Origin of the sequence: Rummeliibacillus sp. TYF005, from assembly GCF_003844195.1 — a bacterium.
GTDB lineage: Bacteria > Bacillota > Bacilli > Bacillales_A > Planococcaceae > Rummeliibacillus.
Genome location: NZ_ML122543.1, coordinates 81972 through 102302 on the forward strand (window position 1 = coordinate 81972; position 20331 = coordinate 102302).

The following is a 20331-nucleotide window of genomic DNA, read 5'->3' on the forward strand; positions in this document are numbered from 1 at the left end:
CCCTATCTATTTAATAAATTCCCTCTAATTTTTTTCATCGTTCGCATAAATACTAGTTGTTCTTCTTCTGGGATTCCTTTTAGTATTTGCTGTTCAAATACATCAACAGTCACCCGTATTTCCTTATAAATCTCTAGGCCCTTAGCTGTTACCACCATATGCTTTTCACGTTTGTCTTTCCCGGGCTTAGCCTCTACAAGACCTTGTTCTATTAAACTCTTCATCGTCCTCGTAATATTAGGCTTTTCTACACTCAGAAGTCTTGCCATTTCTACTAATGTCATCGATTCAGAGTTCACTAAATAATACAAAACAGACCATTCAGCTCGGTGTAAATGATGCGTTGCAAGCCTCTCATTTAACTGCGTTTCAAATGGTCTGTATGTTAAAACTAATTGATGAAATAAAGTTCTAAAAGCAGTCATATAAATCTCCTTTTCAAATTAGTTAACAATGATAACTATTAAAAATGAACTTTCTCATCATATCAAACTTAGTTTTCAATTTCAAGTAGTCTACTAGGAATTACCTTCTATAAAATAAAAATAGACAACCCTAAATTAAACATTAGAGTTGCCTTCATATTTACTATTTCTCAATAATAAGTTGGATAACATGGGCCAGTCCTGTATGAAGTGTCCCTTCTTGTCTTGACTGCTCCCCTACAAAAAAGTGAACTATTTTATAGTTTTCACACCAATCTAAAATATCTTGGGGTTTATAGAGCATCTCTAATTTCTTAGGTCCACCAGTCCGATAGTCGAGTTGTTTTTCAGAATACAACTCCATCATTATTTTGCCACCAGGCTTAACCGATTTTAAAATTTTCTCAAATACATTTCTCTGGTCTTCTTTTCGAAAATGTCCAAATACCATGATTGCTGCATCGAATTGTTCATTTGGCACAGAACCCTCTAATAAATCTACCTGTACAGTCTTCACTTTTACATTATTTTTTTCTGCCAATTGTACTGTTTTGTTTAAGCCGCTTTCTGCATAGTCAAAAGTTGTAACATCATGTCCTGATTTAGCTAAAAATATAGCATTTCGCCCTTCACCTTCTGCAAATGCAGCAACTTTCTTAAGATTTTCTAATTGAAAGGTGTATTCTTTAATAAAGGCATTTGGTTCCTCACCATATATATATTCAGTTGTGTTAAATCGTTCATTCCATAAATTTGTCATATCAACAATCCTCCTAATATTCAAAAATCATAATTCGCTCATGCGTATTATAAGCAAATTGATTTGGCACTAGAACATCCTTTATAACTTTAAATTTTGTTTCGCTTTTTAAGTATTGAATATACTCAAAAGAGGGGTAATATAATATCACATAAATCTTTCGAGAATTGCCTTGCTGTGATTTCAAGATATTATAAATTACTTTCCGGAAAATCTGTACTGAAAAAGGATTAAAGAAAAAGAAGATATTATCTGTCGGTTGTATTTTGTATTGTTCAGCTTTAGCATTCAGGAAGTTCACCGATTTCTCTGCTAAATGATGATTCTTTACATATTGCATTTTATTTTGGTAAGCGTCTTGTATATAATTTTTGTTTATTTCAATGCCAAGAGTATCGATATGATAACGATGATTCACATAAAACACTACTCTTCCTTTTCCACATCCAAAGTCTACAAAACAATCATCTTGTGCTAATTCAATATTATCAAAGCATAAGTCTAATACATCATAAGGTGTTGGCTCATACGGATAATAGTTAGAGAAGAGTGGTAAATCCTTTATTTCAGTTGTTTGTATATGTAGAAATTGATCATCCACTGAAAGACACCTCATTTAATTTTTATATTAAACCACTTTGTTTCAACATCACTTTTCTAAAGTTACAATTTAATATTAAAATATTTAAAAAGAAAAGGTGAACAAAATGACTTGTCTTTGAGAAATTAGAAAGGATAGCATTCATATAAAAGAACAAAAGGCTTACTCAATCGTTGTGCTAGACAATTGAGTAAAGCCTTTTGCATGTGTAAGTGTAAAATTGGGTGGGATTTCACTGCCCGCATCGTCAAACAGATACGAGCAGTGGGTAACAACATTCTATTTATTATCTTTTGTTTAATTTACGGCCCCTACGTTTAAATATAAAAACAGCAATAATAGCAAGTAGTAACACACTTGTAGCGATTCCATCCATTATCAGAGTCTCTTTGGATGTTCCTGTTTCTACTTGGTTCTGTCCTACATTTTGTGGACCACCTTGCCCCATTTTCCCTCCTGGTTGGCCTTGACCATTACCTCCAAAGGCCATTGCAACATTAGGTTCTTGACCCATTCCATTTCCTTTTGCAGCATTTTTATTGGTAGATGTATCTCTATCCTTTTGTTTTTGTTTTCTTTCATTGTCTTTTGATTTTGTTAGATCATTTGTTGACGCTTTATCATCTTCATTTGATGGAGTATTATCGACATTCAATTCACCTGAAAGTTGCTTTAATATAGATTTAGAACGTTGTTTAGCAAATTCTGGTAAACTATTATCGCCTAAAACAGCTTTTTCAAAATCCTCCTTCGTAAAGAATTTTGTAGGATCTTTTTCTACATAAGGTTTAATTAACTTCGCAATCTTCGCTGTTTCTACCGCAATTTGATTTTCCGTTAAATAACTTGTTGCCACTTTCTTTAAGTAACCTTCATATTTTTCTTTATATTGGTCATTTGATAGCAATACATTAAGTAATGGTCTTTCTTCTAAAGTTGTTCCGGATATTGGCGTCGTGATACTAAAGTTGATACTAGATTCTGCTAGTAAATCACTATTGGAAGCTCCAGCAGCTTTTTGGCCTACATTACCCTTTTTGTTTGCATTACTTGTATCATTTTTTGTATTTGTTTTTGATTGTTCACCACTCTGAGCATTACTGCTATCCTGTGGAGCAGCAGGTGCTTCTCCATTTTGTCCTTGCGGAGGTTGCATTCCACCTTGATCGTCATTTTCGCCAGGTGGCATTTGTCCACTTCGCCCTTGTGGTGGTTGACCATTACCATCTGGAGGCGTTGGCATACCATTTTCAGTTGTATTACTATTTTGTTCTGTAGAATTATTTTCCCTTGTCGTACTATTAGTAGAATTAGTATTCTTTCTACTATCAGTTTGTTTACTTGTAGTGTTTGTTTGCGGTTGAGGATCTCTAAAGCCTCCTCCTACACCAAAACCGCCAAAGGACATATTATAATCCCAAGGAATTATATTAAATTTACCATTTTCCTCATACAAATAATAATTGTGCTTTAGATTTCCTTGATAACTATCTAAATTGACAAGTGCTGTGTTTACTGCAAAGTAGCGCAACAGATTGTCCACATTGGCGGTATCTTCAAGGCTCTTTCCTTTATTGTTAATAGCCTTCAAAAAGTCTACCGTAGCATTTTCTGAATCCTCGTCAATCTTTGTTTTAACGTTTAATCCTGTATAGTCGTCTAAATCGTCACTTATCCACTTTAAGTCACTGCCTGTGCCATCAGGTTTATATAGTGCACCCGTATTTGTCTCGAAATTTTTTGCCAAAAATGTTTCATCTACTTGTTCAACACCAAGGAATAATCCGCGATCCTTACCGTTAACAGTGACATACATATATGCATATGAAGGTGTTGGCAACCCCATTTTCTCCATTAGTTGATAGGAGAGGTATTCGCGCATTTGCGTGGCATCACTATAATTATTATTAAGATTTAATTTTTTTAATCCATATAGACTTTGCTCATCGTTATAATAATCAAAGTCTAACTTTAAACTGTAGCGATCCGAATCATCATCATTAGCTACTTCACGTAACGATAGATTCCCTTTCGTACGAACCCCAACATGTTCAAGTTTTTTACCATTAACCGTAACCGTTGCTTCTTTTACTTCTTCCTTTAGCGGATTATTAAGCATATCTTTCCAATCATCATCTGATAGTTCAATATCCACTGTCGTTACTTTATTGTGATTAAACACTTGTGAGACATAACTTGTCTCTATATTCTTTTCTTTTATTGATAAGTTTGGTAAAATTCCGATGGCACATATGAACACAATCACGAGCATAGCGAGAATACTATATACAACTCTATTTTTGATCATGCTGTAGCTCCTTTACATCGTTCTTATTACGCTGTGAAATTCCCATCATAGCTAAGCATGACTGCTGATCGAACACCTTGAATAGCTGTTAACTCATTCATAAAATGTGAATCATTTTCCTTTACGCGAATTTCATAAGTGATTTCTAAATCATCGCCAGGCATAATTGATTTTGACTTTAATGCATATTTCTTTGATTTTGCTTTAATCACTTTTTCCAATGGATCTTCCGCTGAAGCATGATCATACTTCACAATAAGCAAGTAAGGATTTTCAATCGTAATTTTGTTCACGAAAAGAACAAGTATCAAACCAATTAATATAGAACCTATAATGACTAATGGAATAAATCCTGCACCACATAGAATACCTGCTACGATGGACCAGAACAAATAGACTAAATCCATTGGGTCTTTAATAGGTGTACGGAATCGAACAATTGATAATGCACCGACCATACCAAGAGATAATAGAACGTTTGATGAAATCCCCATAATAATTAATGCAGTAGCCATTGTCATAATCATCAACGAAATATTAAAACTATGTGAGTAAATTACTCCTGAAAATGTCTTTTTATAGACAGCATAAATAAATAAGCCAACTAAAAATGCTACGAGTAATCCGATTAAGGAATCTGTTAGTGAAAAACTTGTTGTTTTCTCGATAAAACTTGATTTGAAAATATCACTGAAGTTTGTGTTATCCATAAATGTTTTTCCTCCAAATATGATTTATTTAACCGTACATACGGCTAAGTTGGTATTTTGAATAGGCATCTGGTCTACGATCCATCATTTGTAATGTCATCTTGATGATATCTGGTAAATATTCGTCATACTTTACTTCCAAAATAACCTGTGTTGGATCGAATACTGGAACCATCGCTAAGTCCGGATTAAAAATATCGACGTTTCGTAAGCTTGTTTTAATCTGACTATCGAAAGTTACACGGATATTACCGTATGGGTAGATATACGCCTCACGAACATAGTCTACAACTGTCATTGGCTTGAGCTGATATAAGGTCATTTGGATGTATAACTCACGAATCAGTTGCCGTTCGTCATTTTCCATCCATTCGATTTCACCTATTCTTATCCATTCATATTCATGTTTTGAAATATAGCATTTTTCTTTAAAAGTTAAGTTGTTTCGTTTACTTTTCTTTTCTAATTTGATCAAATCGGAGCTTTTTCCGTATATTCGAACACGGTATTTATCTCTTTTGAAATAGCCTTCTTTTTTCTCGTTTAAAATCTTATTATCAAAATTATCGAAATAAACGCTGCGAATAAAGTACTTACCATCTCGTCCGGCATTTGTATCAAGTGTCATCACATGCTTTAGTTTGTTTTTCAGAATGGTATAATCCATTTGTGAAATAGCATGTTTTAGTTCTTTTCGCCCTTTTACTGTAAATTCATCTTGATAACGCATCTATCCTCGGACAACCTCCTTAGCTATTATTAGAACTTGTACTAGATGTTGAACCACTATCCTTATCTAGTTTGTTTTCAATCTTATAGTCTTCATATAGTGAAGATAACCAAGAACTATAATTGTCGTTAATCTTTTGTTCAACAACTGCTTCTCTTACCTGATCTTTTACATCAGCATATTCTGCTTTTTTTGTTGCTTTTTTACCCGTAACTTTAATAATATGATAGCCATATGATGATTTTACGATTTTACTAGTTTCTCCAACTTTCAATGAAAAAGCTGCATCCGCAAAATCCTCATCCATATCACTTTTCGCAAAGTATCCTAGGTTTCCACCATCTGATGCATTGCTTGAATCTTGTGAGTATTTTTTCGCTAACTTATCCCAATCTCCACCATCATTCAATTTAGCTAATACCGTATTAGCTGTTTTCTTATCATTTAATAAGATATGGCTAGCCTTTACTTGTGCGGTTTCATTGTAGGAATCTTTGTTTTCTTTGAAGTAAGATTTTAACTCTGAATCTGTAATATCAAGAGTTGGTTCAATCAGCTTTTTTGTTAGCAAATACGTTTTAATACTCTTCTTAGCATCATTTATTGTCATGTTGTTGGAAGCAAGTGCAGATTCTAGTGCTTCTTCACTTCCATATTGAGTTGCTAATGTGTCGAGTTGTGATTGAATGGCTTTTTTAGAAACCGTAACACTCTTCTTCTCAGCTTCTAATTCAATTACCTTATCTGAGATTAATGTATCAAGAACTGTTGCACCGTATTGCTTGTTTAAAGCTGAATTTAATTCTTCTTGAGAAATTTTTACTCCACCGACTTTAGCAACATAGTTATCTTTACTTATCAAATAATAAGCAACGACAGCAACCATACAAATTAGTGGTATACCTATAGTCAGAATTAGCTTTTTGCCAAGGCCTATCCGCTTGTTTGAGTTCAATTCGTTCATCTATATCTTCCTTCCCTTTGTTGGTAAGTTACTTTATCTTTTCTACAATTCATACTATATAGGGCTAATGTGTCAGTTAAATGTCAAAGTGAAGATTTTAATATACTTAATATAGAAAAAGGCGTCCATAAGTTCTTTTCGGAACTTATGAAACACCTTTAGCATTTTTATAATTTTGGAACCTTCACTTCAAAAATCGTCCCCTTTTTAGAACTCTCAATAAGGCGAAGATCACCACCTATAGATTGTGCCATCATTTTACTTAGTGGTAAGCCTAGACCAAGGCCACGTATTTCGTATTTTTTATTTTCCCCACGATAAAACCGTTCAAAAATAAGGTTTTGCTCTTCATTTGGAATTCCTCCTCCTGTGTCTGCAACACGAATTCGTATATCAGCCTTTGTTTCAGTAAGTGTAACAGTGATTTTGCCCTTTCCCTTCATTGCTTGCTTCGCATTTGTAAAGAGATTTGTAAATACTTGTTGAAATCTGACAAGATCAATTTCTACTTGTCTTGGTTCTGATAAAGTTTCTAATGCCAATTCAATATCTTCTGTATCTTGTGTAAGTTCCCATTGAGATACGGTATCTTTGATGGTTTGATTTATTTCAAAATTTTCGAGTTTTACTGGAATGGCATTAACAGAGAAGGAGTTAAATGCAAGTAAATCTCCTACCATAGTTTTTAGCTTTTTCGTTTCATTGACGGCCATTCTGATAAATTCTTTTAGATCTTCACCTTCAACAACATCATCTTGAATTGCTTGTAACAATCCGCTTATAGAAGTGACTGGTGTTTTTAATTCGTGCGTTACACCCGCTAGTAATTCTGTCCGCATCGCTTCTAATTGTTCCAATCTCAATGCCATGTCTTGGAATGAATGTACTAGTTCATAAACTTCTTCTTCTTTAATATTATCAGGTAGTTGAATATGATAATTTCCATCTTGTACTTGTTTGGCTGCGTAAGCTACGTCTTTAATCGGTTTTGCTAATCGCCGAGACAAGAAGTAAATTGCTCCAAGTCCAAGTAAAGCCAAACCACCTATCATAATAGCTAATTGACTATATTCTTGGTTAAGGTGCGTAAGATTTTCCTTTGTTTCCGTAATAATAACGTATCCAACGGTCTTATCATCTATTTCAATCTTCTTTTTTACTGCATAATTTAGCTGAGGAGAATCCTCGGATTTGTATTTAACTACATCATCTTTTAATGATATTACAGAACTTGGTAGACTTTTCTGTTCAATTGGACCTTTTGGTTGATTTGTAGATATTATATTTCCCTTTGTATCAACAATATAAATATTCGGTTTGATTCCCATATCCATAAAACGTTCTCGATCTCTAAATAATCCAGGATCAACTTTGTTTCCATTAGGAGCTTCAGGTGGTCCTGCTGATGAATTGCTTGTAATACTATCTGCTAAACGATTTGAGATTTCTTCGCCCATAAATTCCAACATATCTAAGCGATTCTGTAGAGTGGTATGGCGTATCCATATAGCAGAGAAAAATGCTACAATCGTAAGTCCAACACAAAGTGTTAATAGATATCTGCTTGTCCAATAACGTGTTAACGAAGTCCTCTTATCTTTACTTTTATTTAACACTTAGTTGATACCCCAATCCCCGTAGTGTTTTAATTTCACCTTCAGTTGCTGGCCAATCCTGTAACGCTTTGCGCAATCGTTTAACAGCTAAATCGACAGCTCGGTCGCTACCATCATATTCCCATCCCCAGACTTGCTCAATAAGTTGTTCTCTTGTAAACGTATGATTAGGATGCTCTGCGAGGAACATCAAAACAGATAAGTCTCTTGGCGTTAGGTCAACTTCATGCCCTCCTACATTTACTTGGTGTGATTGAAGATTAATCTCTAAACTACCAAATTGTCGTATAAGTCCCTTGTCTTCTTGAGTTCTTCTTAACACAGCCTTAACACGTGCAACGACTTCTTCTGCTACAAATGGTTTTGCTATATAGTCGTCTGCCCCTTCATTTAGACCTTCCAATCTATAATTCACATCACCTAATGCGGTAAGCATAATGACTGGGCAACTGCTTTCCTGACGAATTTCTTTTAGAATTTTCCACCCATTTTTTTCAGGTAACATCACATCTAACAAAATAATATCTGGATTCCAAGCATGAAATTTTTTGATCGCCTCAGTGCCTGTATATGCCTGCTCCGTCTGAAAATGCACCTTTTGTAAATATGCCTTCAATACTTGGCTTATGGCAAATTCATCTTCAACAATCAATACTTTATCCATTACTCTACCTCCAATCTAATTTTTTGTTTCTATAGTATCATCTCAATATGTCAGCATGATGTCTAATTTCGACAAAAAAAGCTCTGCTAATATGAGTTGAAACTCATATCGGCAGAGCTAATATCAATTAATTATGCTAATTTTTCTTTTTCTTCGTCACCAAAGTAATTTTCATACTTGTCTTTATCTAGACGGCCTTCCCATTTCGCCATTACAAGGGATGCTAATGAGTTACCTGTTACGTTTACAGCTGTACGAGCCATATCTAGGATACGGTCAATACCTAAGATGAATGCTAAACCTTCAACTGGAATATTGACAGCTGTTAGTGTTGATAATAATACAACAAAGGATACACCTGGCACACCTGCAATACCTTTAGATGTTACCATCAATGTAAGAACTAATGTGATTTGTTGACCTAGTGTTAAGTCTATACCGTACATTTGAGCAATAAATAATGCCGCAATGGATTGGTATAAAGTTGAACCATCTAAGTTAAATGAATAGCCTGTTGGAATAACGAACGATACGATATCCTTCGGCACACCAGCTTTTTCCATTTTCAACATAATACGTGGCAATACAGATTCAGAACTTGAAGTTGAATATGCTAATAACAATTCATCTTTTAAGATACGAATAATGTGGAAAATATTTAAGCCACAAATTTTAGCTACAAATCCGAGAATCACTACTACAAATAAGAACATTGCTACGTATACAAGAATTGCTAACTTACCTAATGGCACTAAAGATTGTATACCGAATGTTGAAACAGTTACAGCGATTAGGGCAAATACACCAAATGGAGCAAATTTCATAATTGTATTTGTTACCCAGAACATTGCATCTGCTACACCTGAGAAGAATTTTAAAACTGGTTTTCCTTTTTCACCAATTGCTGCAACACCTAAACCAAATAATACTGAGAAGAAGATAATCGCAAGCATATTACCTTCTGACATAGCTTGTACAATATTTGTTGGAACAATATTAATAATTGTTTCAGCAAAACCGCCGCCTTCTTTTACGTCTTTACTAGTTTCGACATAAGTTGAAATGTCGCCTTTTGTTAAGTTAGACATATCAACGCCTACACCAGGATGAAGTAAATCTGCTGAGGCAATACCGATAATAATTGCAAATGTCGTAATAACTTCGAAGTAAACAATAGTTTTAATACCTAGTTTACCAAGTTTTTTAAAGTCACCTTGACCGGCTACACCAACAATTAATGTTGAAATAATAATTGGTACTACAATCATTTTGATCATATTCATAAAAATTGTACCAACAGGTTGAAGATATTTGGTTACGTTTTCATTTCCATAAAAGATAGCTCCGACAACTACACCAAGAATTAACCCTATTAAAATTTGCCAAGCTAGTCCAAACTTAAATTTTTTCATTTATTTAGTCACCCCTTCAGTAATGGTTGCTTTTAACTTGAATCGTAAATCTTGATTTCATTATACGGGCGACTTATAAAATCCGACATTATCCGACATTTTTAATGATATAAAAATTCAAAAAAAATTAATTTTAATATAACTTTTCTATTAAATAGATAGGTTTTATGCCGATTCGAGATTAGTTTTTACATATAATTACTTATTTTGGCGGATGCTTGAATTTTTCATTTGCCTCAACATATAAAACTTGCAAAAATTTCTTAACATTGATTTTAGGTTTTTTAGAATCCATCTCGTTCTCTTGAATAGTCTTCATCAACGATCGAATTTCAGCAAACTCAAAATAGCGAGGTGCATAATATTCAAATTCAGGATTTGTATAGTCTACAGCTCCGAGAGTTGCTAGGTTGTTCATCGCAATAGAAATAGTTCGACGAATCCTCTGTTCGATTGCTTTACTCTCTTTCATTATTTCTGCACCGCTAAATTTTGTCTGACTAGCTAATTTTTCATAAATATCTTTTAACGGTGGAATTTGCATGGACTTTTCCTCATTTGAAGATAACAAATCGATGATTGTTACTATATCATCGCTTCCAACTTCTCCGAGAATCCCCATATCATTTAATATGGAAGAAACAACATCCTTAATCGTACGATGGGTTTCTTCTTTTGTTTCCTCTTCAAAGTGTAATATCGACTTTCGAATTGTTAAAAGTGACTTTTTTAGTAGTAGTCGTTCTGATGTTTTTTTTAATACACTTTGTACCTCGATACGATTAATTGGTTTGTGTATAAAAAATTCAATATCCTTTTCGTAAGCTTCGCCTATCATTTCCTTATTTTCAACTTGAGAAATCATGATAAAATGTCCTCTAAAACCTTGCTTACGCAATTGGTCAATGGTTTCTATACCATCTAATTTCGGCATTAAAAGGTCAATTAGTACAAAATCGGGGTCAGTTGATAAAATAGGATCTAATGCATTAACCCCACTATCAGCTTCTCCAATTATGACACCCATATCCCCATCTAAAATAATCTGTTTGAGCATGCGACGACTTGCAACATCATCATCTACGATAAAGTACCGCAACTTACTCCACTCCTTTTTGTATATTCTTGCGAGGTATCTTAATGTGGAAAGTGGCCCCTAAGATTGGTCGTTCAATATAAATTTCACCCTGTAGCATTTGGACAATTTCCTTTACATGAGATAATCCAATTCCGGTTGCAGCTACACCTTGTTGGTTAAATTTTGTTGTAAAGCCAGGCTCAAATATAATACCTAAGTCTTCCTCAGCTATACCTTTGCCTGTATCTTGAATAGCAAAATGAATCATCTCTCCCTGTTCAATGATTCTTAATTCAATACGGCCGTCTTCATCTATAGCTTCAATCGCATTTGCAGTAATATTATTAAGAATGGCAAGCAAAGGGATTTGTTGCGTCAATGGAAAATCAATTGTGTTTTCAATTTTAAATTCTATGTTTTTATTTAACATTTCGCTATATTTAATATTAGCCGTTACGACAAATTCTACAATATTCGATAAGTAATATTCGACATCTGTTTTAGGCATTGTAATATTAGATAAACCTGAAAAGATTCTTTGCGCATCCTTTTTTACTTCATGGATTTCCTGGGAAATGTGCAAGGCCTTTACACTTTGTTCCTGTGACTGTTGTTTTTTTAATGTTCTATATAAATCATAGCTGTCTGCCATAATTTGTTCGATATGATTCATTATTTTTTGCAAATACAATGTTTCGACATATAAATCTGATCCTAGAGTGAGCTGTTGATCTAGTCTTTTATGTTGTTCAGACGTAATAATCGAGCTATATATCCCTACTACAAAAAAACTCCTTAATATGGCTACCAAGATGATTAAAAACCAATCGTAAAATCCTAAATAACTATTTGGTAGGATAAAATAACGAACAATATGTTCAGCACTATTAGAAATAATTTCTATAAAGGTTGCCAAGATGCCCAATTTAAGAGGTTGCTCAATAAAACTTCTAACATCTAAAAGTGTGAATAATACAACATACACAAAATAAAACAAAAATGCAGGATAGTGTTCAATTAGACTATCAGGAAACGTACCATTATATATTAAAACACTTGAAAATACTCGAAAAAGAACTACTGTTAAACCTGTTATAACCCCAGTACGTATAACAGATCTCGGTATACGGATTAATATTAATAATAAGAAAGTAATACTCCCCAATCCAAAGCGAAAATCTTCACCATTAAACGGTATGAGCTTAATTTCGCTACTTATTGCTGTAAAACTTGCAATGAGTAATATCCAAATAACTTCAGTTCTCAACCATTTAAATGATATTGAATTCATAAAAATCACCTTATAAAAAAGACTTATAGTCTATTTTAACATTGTCAACATCATAAAGAAAAATTTTTATTGAACGAGAAAGATAGCCCTTACAAAGATAAATACCCTTTGGATTCATATAATCCAGAGGGTATTTTTTAAAGTACTAATATTTTTTGAATAGTTTTGTTTGGAAAGTGTTCGAATCTAACTTCCTGTATGGCTACTTTATTATTAATAATTGGTTATTATTTAATGTTTCTTCACGGGCACGTTTATGTGATTCAACATTTTTTCTATTTATCACCATACAATTTTATAAATCATCCAAAATCATTATTGACAGTAATTACTAATTAGAATTATGATAATGATCAGATGAAATTGATTTTCATTCTCATTAATTTGTTTGCTTATTATAAATTGGAGGTTGAATAATGGTCCGTTTACTTACTAATAACCTAAGTGTTGGCTATGGTGAAAAGCTGATTTTACAGAATTTAAACATCGAAATTCCTGATAAGAAAATCACCACCATCATAGGTTCAAATGGCTGTGGGAAATCTACCTTACTAAAAACAATGACTCGAATTATTAGTCAACAAGCTGGCTACACTGTTTTAGACGGTGAGGATATTGCAAAACAAAAAACAAAAGATCTGGCACGCAAAATGGCGATTCTTCCGCAGACTCCTGAAAGCATCGACGGATTAACTGTCGGTGAACTTGTCTCTTATGGTCGTTTTCCTTATCAAAAGGCTCTTGGAAAACTAACGAAAAGAGATTATGAAGTAATTGACTGGGCTTTAGAAGTGACAGGTACTTCTGATTACAAATATCGTTCTGTTGACGCACTTTCAGGTGGACAGCGCCAACGCGTCTGGATCGCAATGGCCCTTGCACAAGAAACAGAAATTATTTTCTTGGATGAGCCAACTACGTATTTAGATATGGCCCATCAATTAGAAGTTCTCACGCTGCTCCAAAAGTTAAATAAAGAACAACAACGCACCATTATTATGGTACTTCATGATTTAAATCAAGCGGCTAGGTTTGCTGATTATTTGATTGCGTTAAAAGATGGGGAAATTATCAAAGCTGGAGAATGTGAAGAAGTTATCCAACCAGAAGTTTTAAAAACTGTTTTTAATATTGATGCTTTTATTGGTTTAGATCCTCGTACAAAAAAACCAATTTGTATTACATACGATCTCATTAAAGAGTAAGAAAAAGATGTCTTATGAGTTGAATTTAACCTTATAAGACATCTTTATATATATATTAAATTGAAAGGTTTGACTAATTATAAAATTGCTTATAAAATTATCTCGAATTAAAGATATTTTCAAGATAATTATTTGAAGGGAAGATTATTATGCTTAGAAAAGTTGACCATCAACAAATGGGGACTAGCCACCTAGGTTGGTTAAACAGTACATTCCATTTTTCATTTGCAGAATACTACAATCCAAAAAACATTCAATTTGGTGCATTACGAGTTATAAATGACGATTTAATCGCACCTCATACAGGATTTGACCTTCATCCTCACCGTGATATGGAGATTATTTCTTATGTTGTCAAAGGCGCACTTACACACCAAGATAGCATGGGAAACAAACATACCATCACACGAGGGCAAGTCCAATATATGAGTGCTGGGACAGGCGTTTTCCATAGCGAACATAATATGGGTGATGAAGAACTAAGAATGCTTCAAATTTGGATTTTACCAGATCGTCATGGGCATACTCCACATTATGGTGAGTTCTTATTCGAAATGGATGAACGCAAAAATAAATGGCTCCATATGGTCTCAAACAAGAATGGAACCGCACCAATTCAAATTAACCAAGATGCTAATTTATATGCAATAGAATTAGAAGCTAGTAAGGAAATTAATTTTGAAGTAGCCAAAGGACGCCAAGCTTATCTTGTAGATATAGAAGGTCAGGCTACGATAAATAATGTTCCACTTGAAGCACGTGATGGCTTAGAAATCGTAGAAGAAAACATTCATATCAAAGCCGAAAATACAGCACACATTTTAGTGATTGAAATGGCAAAAGTAGATTAATAATACTTTGGTTTAAAAAATCGAAAGAACTCACCAAAAGGCGAACAACTGGTGGAAGTTGTTCGCCTTTTAATTAAAAAATATAATAACTATATCGACTCAATAACAATAACAGACCAGCCTTTCCCCTTATAGGCATTGTACCCTTCAGTTAAACAATATGCACAAATTTGATTGTTTTCAATCACATATCCACGGTTATCAGCTCCACTAGTAACCTTTTGAACCGCCTTCATATCACTCAAATTTTTACTCAAAACATTCTCTCTATCTTTTGATGCAATTACAATACCCTCTTTGTTAATAACATATAATTGAGAGGATTCATCAATTTTAACATTGTCAATAATGTCATATATAAAATCCCAGTTAAAGCGAGTAGAAAATACACCCCTAACTTGACCATGTTCATCTCTTATTGGACATGAATACCCCATCGTATATCCCTGAACAACTTCAGAATAATACATATCCGTTACATATACATCATTATTGCTAATAGTTTCTCTAAACCATTCCCGATTAGCCATACTCTTGCCAACTTCACTTTGATTTTTCGCAGTGACTATAATATTACCGTCTAGGTCAACTACTAGCAGTTCAAAATACACTTCGTAAATTTCATATATATTTTTTAATAAGGCCTGTGCTTCTTCTCTAGTTTCAAGTGTTGGATTAGCTATGACATTTTTAACAGCATCAAAAGTAGCCCACGCTTGTACATCACAATTTCGTTCAAACAAATTACGATCAATTTTATCAATCGTATCATATGCAATGTCAACTGTTCGAACAGCAATTATTTCATTTGCCTTTTGTTGAATAGATTTAATAATTTCTTCACTTTCTTTACTTGCATCCATACTGGCAGCAGCAAACTTATTAATCTCTTTTGCAACTACTGAAAATCCACGTCCTGCTTCTCCAGCCCGAGCCGCTTCAATACCAGAGTTCAATGCTAGTATTTTGGATTGCATGGAAATCTTCTGTAACTTTTGCATAACATTTTGCATTTCTCGATTTTCAAATTTCAATTCATTCATCAAAGTGGAAACATTAAGGTTTTCGTTTTCAGTGTTGATCATATCTTCAACCCCCTATGTATAAAGTTCTCTACTAAATAGTATAACACCTATTTGTCTAATTTTTCTGATTTTTATGTAAGGTTTATTAACATGTTTTCTACAAATAGGCCAATATTTGATATCATATATCTATTTTAATTCCAAAGGATCATACAGAAAAAGCTGTCACCCAAAACGTGAGATGACAGCTCTATTTTTATTTTAAAGCGCGGTTTAAAAATGCCTTCGTCCGTTCGTGTTTCGGATTATTAAACACTTCATCAGGGGTATCGTCTTCAACAATTACACCTTTATCCATAAATACAATCCTATCCGAAACTTCTCTTGCAAACTCCATTTCATGCGTAACAATAATCATGGTTAATCCGGACTTTGCTAATTCCTTCATAACCTTTAAAACTTCTCCAACCATTTCAGGGTCAAGCGCTGATGTTGGTTCATCAAATAATAATGCATCAGGCTGCATGGATAAAGCTCTCGCAATCGCAACCCTTTGCTTTTGTCCACCTGACAATTGGCTAGGTCTCGCATTTAAATAACGATCCATACCAACTACCTTTAAATATCTCATAGCTACTTCCTTAGCTTCATCTTTTGAACGTTTTAAAACTTTTGTTTGCCCAAGAACACAGTTACTTAATACGTCGCAATTATTAAAGAGATTAAATTGTTGGAATACCATTCCTAAATGTGTTCTAAACGTATTGAGATTTTGCTTATTTGTAAGAATATTTTTACCCTTATAAAAAATTTCTCCACCACTTGGTGTTTCAAGCAAGTTTATACAACGTAAAAGTGTTGATTTTCCTGACCCAGATGATCCAATCACACATACTACTTCACCTTTTTTTACAGAAAAGTTAACGTCTTTTAATACTTCATGTGTACCAAAGGATTTACTAAGATGTTGAATATCAATAATTGTTTCCATAGTTTTTCTCTCCTTTGTACCTCTATTTTGCCTGTTCCGGTCTACGGATAAATGTAGCGTCATCTAGTATTTGATAATTTGCATTACCTGAAAGTTTGCGTTCAAAGAATCGCAAAATTTGCGTAACAATAATCGTCATAACTAAGTAAATCAGACATGCAACAAAGAATGATTCGAAATATCGGAAGTTATTTCCTGCAATTGATTTTGTTTGGAAGAACAATTCAGTGACGCCAATTACATTTAATACAGATGTATCTTTGATATTCATCACATATTGGTTTCCTGTTGCAGGTAAGATATTGCGCATTACTTGTGGTAACACAACATGAATCATTGTTTGCCAGTGATTCATCCCTATAGCTCGAGCCGCTTCAAACTGTCCTTGTTCAATACTCATAATCCCACCACGAACAATTTCAGCCATGTAAGCGCCTGTATTAATCGATACGATAAAAATTGCTGCAAAGGTACGATTCATATCAATGCCAAACAACAAATCTGATCCGTAATAAACGACCATTGCTTGCACAATCATAGGTGTGCCACGGAAGAACTCAACATAAATTGTTAAAATAGCATTGATAATTTTCAAGAGCCACTTTTTAGCTCCACCATTGCCCTTTGGAATTGTATTAATGACGCCAATAATCAAGCCGATTAATGCGCCAATAATAGTCCCGATTGTTGAAATAACCAGTGTCATCCAAGCGCCTCTTAAGAACATCGGCCAGTTATTTGTAATGATATTGATAAACCATTCTAAGCTCATTATTACTCCTCCTTAAAAGCATAACAAGAACTACCAATTGCAATAATCACAATCGGTAGCTCTTTAAGTTCAACATAACTATTTAGCTGCTGGTTGATTTTTGATCGCTTCATCCATGATTTGTTCACGGTCTGCTTCTGAAATTCCTTTAAGGATTTCATTGATCTTATCTGTTAAATCACTATCTTTTTGTAAACCAACCGCGATTGCTGTATCTTCTTGTGATGTTTTAAATCCTTCGCCTTCAGTAAACTCTACCATTGCAAATTTATCGTTAGCTGCTGTTGCTGAAACAGCTTCAGGTTTTTCTGAAACGTAACCGTCAATTTTACCTGATTCAAGTGCAACGCGCATTGCTGGGAAATTATCCATTGCAGTTTGTTTTTTAACGCCTTTAATTTGATCGATAACTGTATAGTGGAAAGTGTTCAACTGAGCCGTCACCTTCGCACCTTTGAAATCAGTAATTGATGTTGCACCATCATATTTGCTACCTTTTTTTACAACCATTACTAAATTAGATTTATAGTAGATATCTGAGAAATCTATTGTTTGTTTACGTTCTTTCGTTGGTGACATACCAGCGATAATGGCATCAATTTTCCCAGAAGTTAGTGCTGGTACAAGACCATCCCATTCTGTTTTCACAACAACTAATTTCTTGCCTAAACCATCTGCGATTTTTTGCGCAATTTGTACATCATAGCCGTTTGCGAATTCTGCATTTCCTTTAATAGCAACACCACCATTTGAATCGTCTGATTGTGTCCAGTTAAAAGGTGGATATCCTGCTTCCATACCTACTGTAAATGTATCTTGTTCCTCACCATTTCCTGATGATTCCGACTTTTTAGAATCGCCTGTGCCACATCCTGCTAATACAAGGATGGCCATTAATAAAACACCAGTTAATAATGTCCATGTCTTTTTCATATTTCCCTCTCCTTTAAAAACAGTTCCCTTATGTGTAGAAAAAGAGCTAAATGTCTAATCTTTGCATCTACCCGTTCAGCCAATTCTATTATTCATTGGCCATACAGGTACTTCGATACAAAAATAAAAGGAACCTGAGTTGAACTCAGGTTCCAGAATATATCTAGTCCCAAATCCTCCACTTTTATCCCAAAATGAGATAGCTCAACTCAATAAACCAGGGTAGCTTATTGAGACAGTCTTACAATTATTCATTGCAAGCCCAGCATGTAATATCGAGATCTATTACAAACTTCGGCAACATTTCCTTCTTCCCGGTTTCACCGCTCTCTCTAACTCCGCCAAGAACTAATAAATATCGCGCCTCTACCTCACCAATAAGTGAGGTCGTATTTACTTGTTGTGAACAGTCTACAATACTAGTGTTTTTCTGTCAATTCTTATTTTCTAATTATTTTTTAAGATTTATAGTTTTCGGAAATCCATTGTTCATTCAAATAAATTTATTTACTATTATCCTTCTCTTAGAACATCTGAGAATTCGTAATAAACCTCACCTGTAGTTGCATCGATTCTTTCTATTCTTCTGTTTTGAGGGAAATCCATTACATAATCTAATCCATATAAAGTTACATCTTCATCTTCGTCTTCATAATTTATCGTACGTGCTAGTTTCATTTGTAAATGCTCTTTAAAAATTGTTTTAGCTACTTCTATAGACACAACAGGCTCCATATTCATCGCTAATAATTGTGATTCGTCAGGTAAAATAATCGAGCAATCACGAATTACACCTGTATAAACACCGACATTTACATGGATGGAATATTCATCCATACGAATTCCTTCATAATGGCGAATAAACGTGAATGTTGTGAATGGTTCAAAGTTAAACTCATCATCTTCATCTAAACCTTCATCTTCATCTGCTTCCATCTTTTCGAGTTCCTCAAAAAATTGACGTTCTTCTTCTGTTAAATCTTCTTCATTTAAAAATTCAATATCTTCATCTTCTTGAAGTTGATCTTCAAGTATATATTTATCATGAATATTGCCAATAATAGCTTCTAAAAATATTTTTGCCCTTTCTTCTAACAACTCTTCTGGCAATTCTTCTGACTCTTCCCATTCAACACTAGATTCATAATCTAATTGTAAATCATCAGTTCTTTCAATTTTAACTATTGGGTCTGCAGTCTGGACATTTTCTACATCCAATGAGTCATACCAGAATGTCCCGTTTTCTGTTTCTACTTTATACATATCATCCGTTACACCCAATAAGCTTTCCACTGATTGAGTTACTGTCACCGGCTTAAATTCATGTGTATCAGCAGCTTTTTCTTCTAAAAACTCTTCTGTTGTCGCTATTTGTCCATCTACATGGACTGCTAAATATTCACGATTTGGATAGTATACTAACTTCATCTCACCACTATCTTCAAATATGCCTAGTTGCACCAAAGGATATCGACAAATAATTTCTTTAGCATCTTCTGCTGAAATCTGGATATCTGGGTATGTTAATTGATAGTAAGATTGGAATAACACTGCCGAAATAATAAATCCTTGCTTATTAATTTCAATTGTTACCCCGGAATTAGGTATAAATAAATTTAAAGCCATATCCTTTTCTTCAAAAATGACCATGTAAGATTCACCATTCCATTGTGTCATTTCTTTAAAATGCAAACTTTCCCGGCAGAAGTCTTTTGCAAAGTCTTCAGCACAACCGATTAATTCATCGGGTGTTAATTCTTCATATTCGTCCAAAGAAACGTCATTATGTTCCATAATCTCTTCCATATCAATCATGAAAGATGTAAGCTTTTGTTCATCATTAAGCTCTATATGGCCATATATAAGACCTCTATGCGCATCTATAATTTCTCCAATAGTTTGGTCATCCTCATCATATTCAATTGAAATAACTGGTCTTCCAATAATATAATCCCTTAAAATAAATTCTAAATTTTTCATCAGTTGCTTCCTCTC

19 protein-coding genes and 1 riboswitch are annotated in these 20331 nt (G+C 34.0%); of the genes, 2 read left to right on the forward strand and 17 right to left on the reverse strand.

Annotated features, from left to right (window positions below; genetic code table 11):
- Positions 1-2: 2 nt before the first annotated feature.
- The 12 genes from CW357_RS04075 to CW357_RS04130 form a co-directional block, all read right to left on the reverse strand.
- Positions 3-425 carry a MarR family winged helix-turn-helix transcriptional regulator gene (locus CW357_RS04075; RefSeq protein ID WP_119416601.1) on the reverse strand — a complete coding sequence of 141 codons (423 nt, stop codon included), beginning with the start codon at positions 423-425 and terminating at the stop codon, positions 3-5.
- Between the two features lie 163 nt (positions 426-588).
- Positions 589-1185, reverse strand: coding sequence for a class I SAM-dependent methyltransferase (locus CW357_RS04080; protein ID WP_119416600.1), 597 nt, complete (start codon positions 1183-1185; stop codon positions 589-591).
- A gap of 13 nt (positions 1186-1198) precedes the next feature.
- Positions 1199-1786: a class I SAM-dependent methyltransferase gene (locus CW357_RS04085; protein ID WP_158582388.1), complete on the reverse strand. Its 588-nt coding sequence runs from the start codon at positions 1784-1786 to the stop codon at positions 1199-1201.
- A 286-nt stretch (positions 1787-2072) separates the two neighbouring features.
- Positions 2073-4094, reverse strand: a complete 2022-nt coding sequence (locus CW357_RS04090) for a CotH kinase family protein (protein WP_124217428.1) — start codon at positions 4092-4094, stop codon at positions 2073-2075.
- A gap of 26 nt (positions 4095-4120) precedes the next feature.
- Positions 4121-4804 carry a DUF4956 domain-containing protein gene (locus CW357_RS04095; protein ID WP_124217430.1) on the reverse strand — a complete coding sequence of 228 codons (684 nt, stop codon included), beginning with the start codon at positions 4802-4804 and terminating at the stop codon, positions 4121-4123.
- A gap of 28 nt (positions 4805-4832) precedes the next feature.
- On the reverse strand, positions 4833-5534 hold the full coding sequence (locus tag CW357_RS04100) for a polyphosphate polymerase domain-containing protein (protein ID WP_119416597.1): 702 nt from the start codon (positions 5532-5534) through the stop codon (positions 4833-4835).
- 19 nt (positions 5535-5553) lie between these two features.
- Positions 5554-6498 (reverse strand): peptidylprolyl isomerase, encoded by a 945-nt coding sequence (locus tag CW357_RS04105; RefSeq protein WP_119416596.1) that lies wholly within the window; start codon positions 6496-6498, stop codon positions 5554-5556.
- 167 nt (positions 6499-6665) lie between these two features.
- A complete protein-coding gene (locus CW357_RS04110; protein WP_119416595.1) occupies positions 6666-8114 on the reverse strand; it encodes a sensor histidine kinase in 1449 nt (482 codons plus the stop codon).
- Positions 8104-8778, reverse strand: a complete 675-nt coding sequence (locus tag CW357_RS04115; RefSeq protein ID WP_119416594.1) for a response regulator transcription factor — start codon at positions 8776-8778, stop codon at positions 8104-8106. The genes CW357_RS04110 and CW357_RS04115 overlap by 11 nt, the downstream gene beginning before the upstream one ends.
- Positions 8779-8909: 131 nt before the next feature.
- Entirely contained in the window at positions 8910-10190 is a 1281-nt protein-coding gene (locus CW357_RS04120; protein ID WP_119416593.1) for a cation:dicarboxylate symporter family transporter, read from the reverse strand.
- Positions 10191-10392: 202 nt separating this feature from the next.
- A complete protein-coding gene (locus tag CW357_RS04125; protein ID WP_119416592.1) occupies positions 10393-11289 on the reverse strand; it encodes a response regulator in 897 nt (298 codons plus the stop codon).
- A gap of 1 nt (position 11290) precedes the next feature.
- Positions 11291-12559 (reverse strand): sensor histidine kinase, encoded by a 1269-nt coding sequence (locus CW357_RS04130; protein WP_119416591.1) that lies wholly within the window; start codon positions 12557-12559, stop codon positions 11291-11293.
- 416 nt (positions 12560-12975) lie between these two features.
- On the opposite strand from CW357_RS04130, the gene CW357_RS04135 reads away from it, so the two are divergent.
- Both CW357_RS04135 and CW357_RS04140 read left to right on the forward strand, forming a co-directional pair.
- Positions 12976-13764 carry an ABC transporter ATP-binding protein gene (locus tag CW357_RS04135; protein WP_124217431.1) on the forward strand — a complete coding sequence of 263 codons (789 nt, stop codon included), beginning with the start codon at positions 12976-12978 and terminating at the stop codon, positions 13762-13764.
- Positions 13765-13913: 149 nt separating this feature from the next.
- Positions 13914-14615: a pirin family protein gene (locus CW357_RS04140; RefSeq protein ID WP_119416589.1), complete on the forward strand. Its 702-nt coding sequence runs from the start codon at positions 13914-13916 to the stop codon at positions 14613-14615.
- Between the two features lie 89 nt (positions 14616-14704).
- On the opposite strand, the gene CW357_RS04145 is transcribed toward CW357_RS04140, so the two are convergent.
- The 5 genes from CW357_RS04145 to CW357_RS04165 form a co-directional block, all read right to left on the reverse strand.
- On the reverse strand, positions 14705-15700 hold the full coding sequence (locus CW357_RS04145; protein ID WP_119416588.1) for a methyl-accepting chemotaxis protein: 996 nt from the start codon (positions 15698-15700) through the stop codon (positions 14705-14707).
- 196 nt (positions 15701-15896) lie between these two features.
- A complete protein-coding gene (locus CW357_RS04150) occupies positions 15897-16631 on the reverse strand; it encodes an amino acid ABC transporter ATP-binding protein (protein ID WP_119416587.1) in 735 nt (244 codons plus the stop codon).
- A gap of 22 nt (positions 16632-16653) precedes the next feature.
- Positions 16654-17403, reverse strand: a complete 750-nt coding sequence (locus CW357_RS04155) for an amino acid ABC transporter permease (protein WP_199670757.1) — start codon at positions 17401-17403, stop codon at positions 16654-16656.
- A gap of 78 nt (positions 17404-17481) precedes the next feature.
- On the reverse strand, positions 17482-18336 hold the full coding sequence (locus tag CW357_RS04160; protein WP_119416585.1) for a transporter substrate-binding domain-containing protein: 855 nt from the start codon (positions 18334-18336) through the stop codon (positions 17482-17484).
- Between the two features lie 192 nt (positions 18337-18528).
- A riboswitch (Lysine riboswitch) is annotated at positions 18529-18713 on the reverse strand.
- A 136-nt stretch (positions 18714-18849) separates the two neighbouring features.
- Entirely contained in the window at positions 18850-20316 is a 1467-nt protein-coding gene (locus CW357_RS04165; protein ID WP_119416584.1) for a hypothetical protein, read from the reverse strand.
- Positions 20317-20331: the final 15 nt, after the last annotated feature.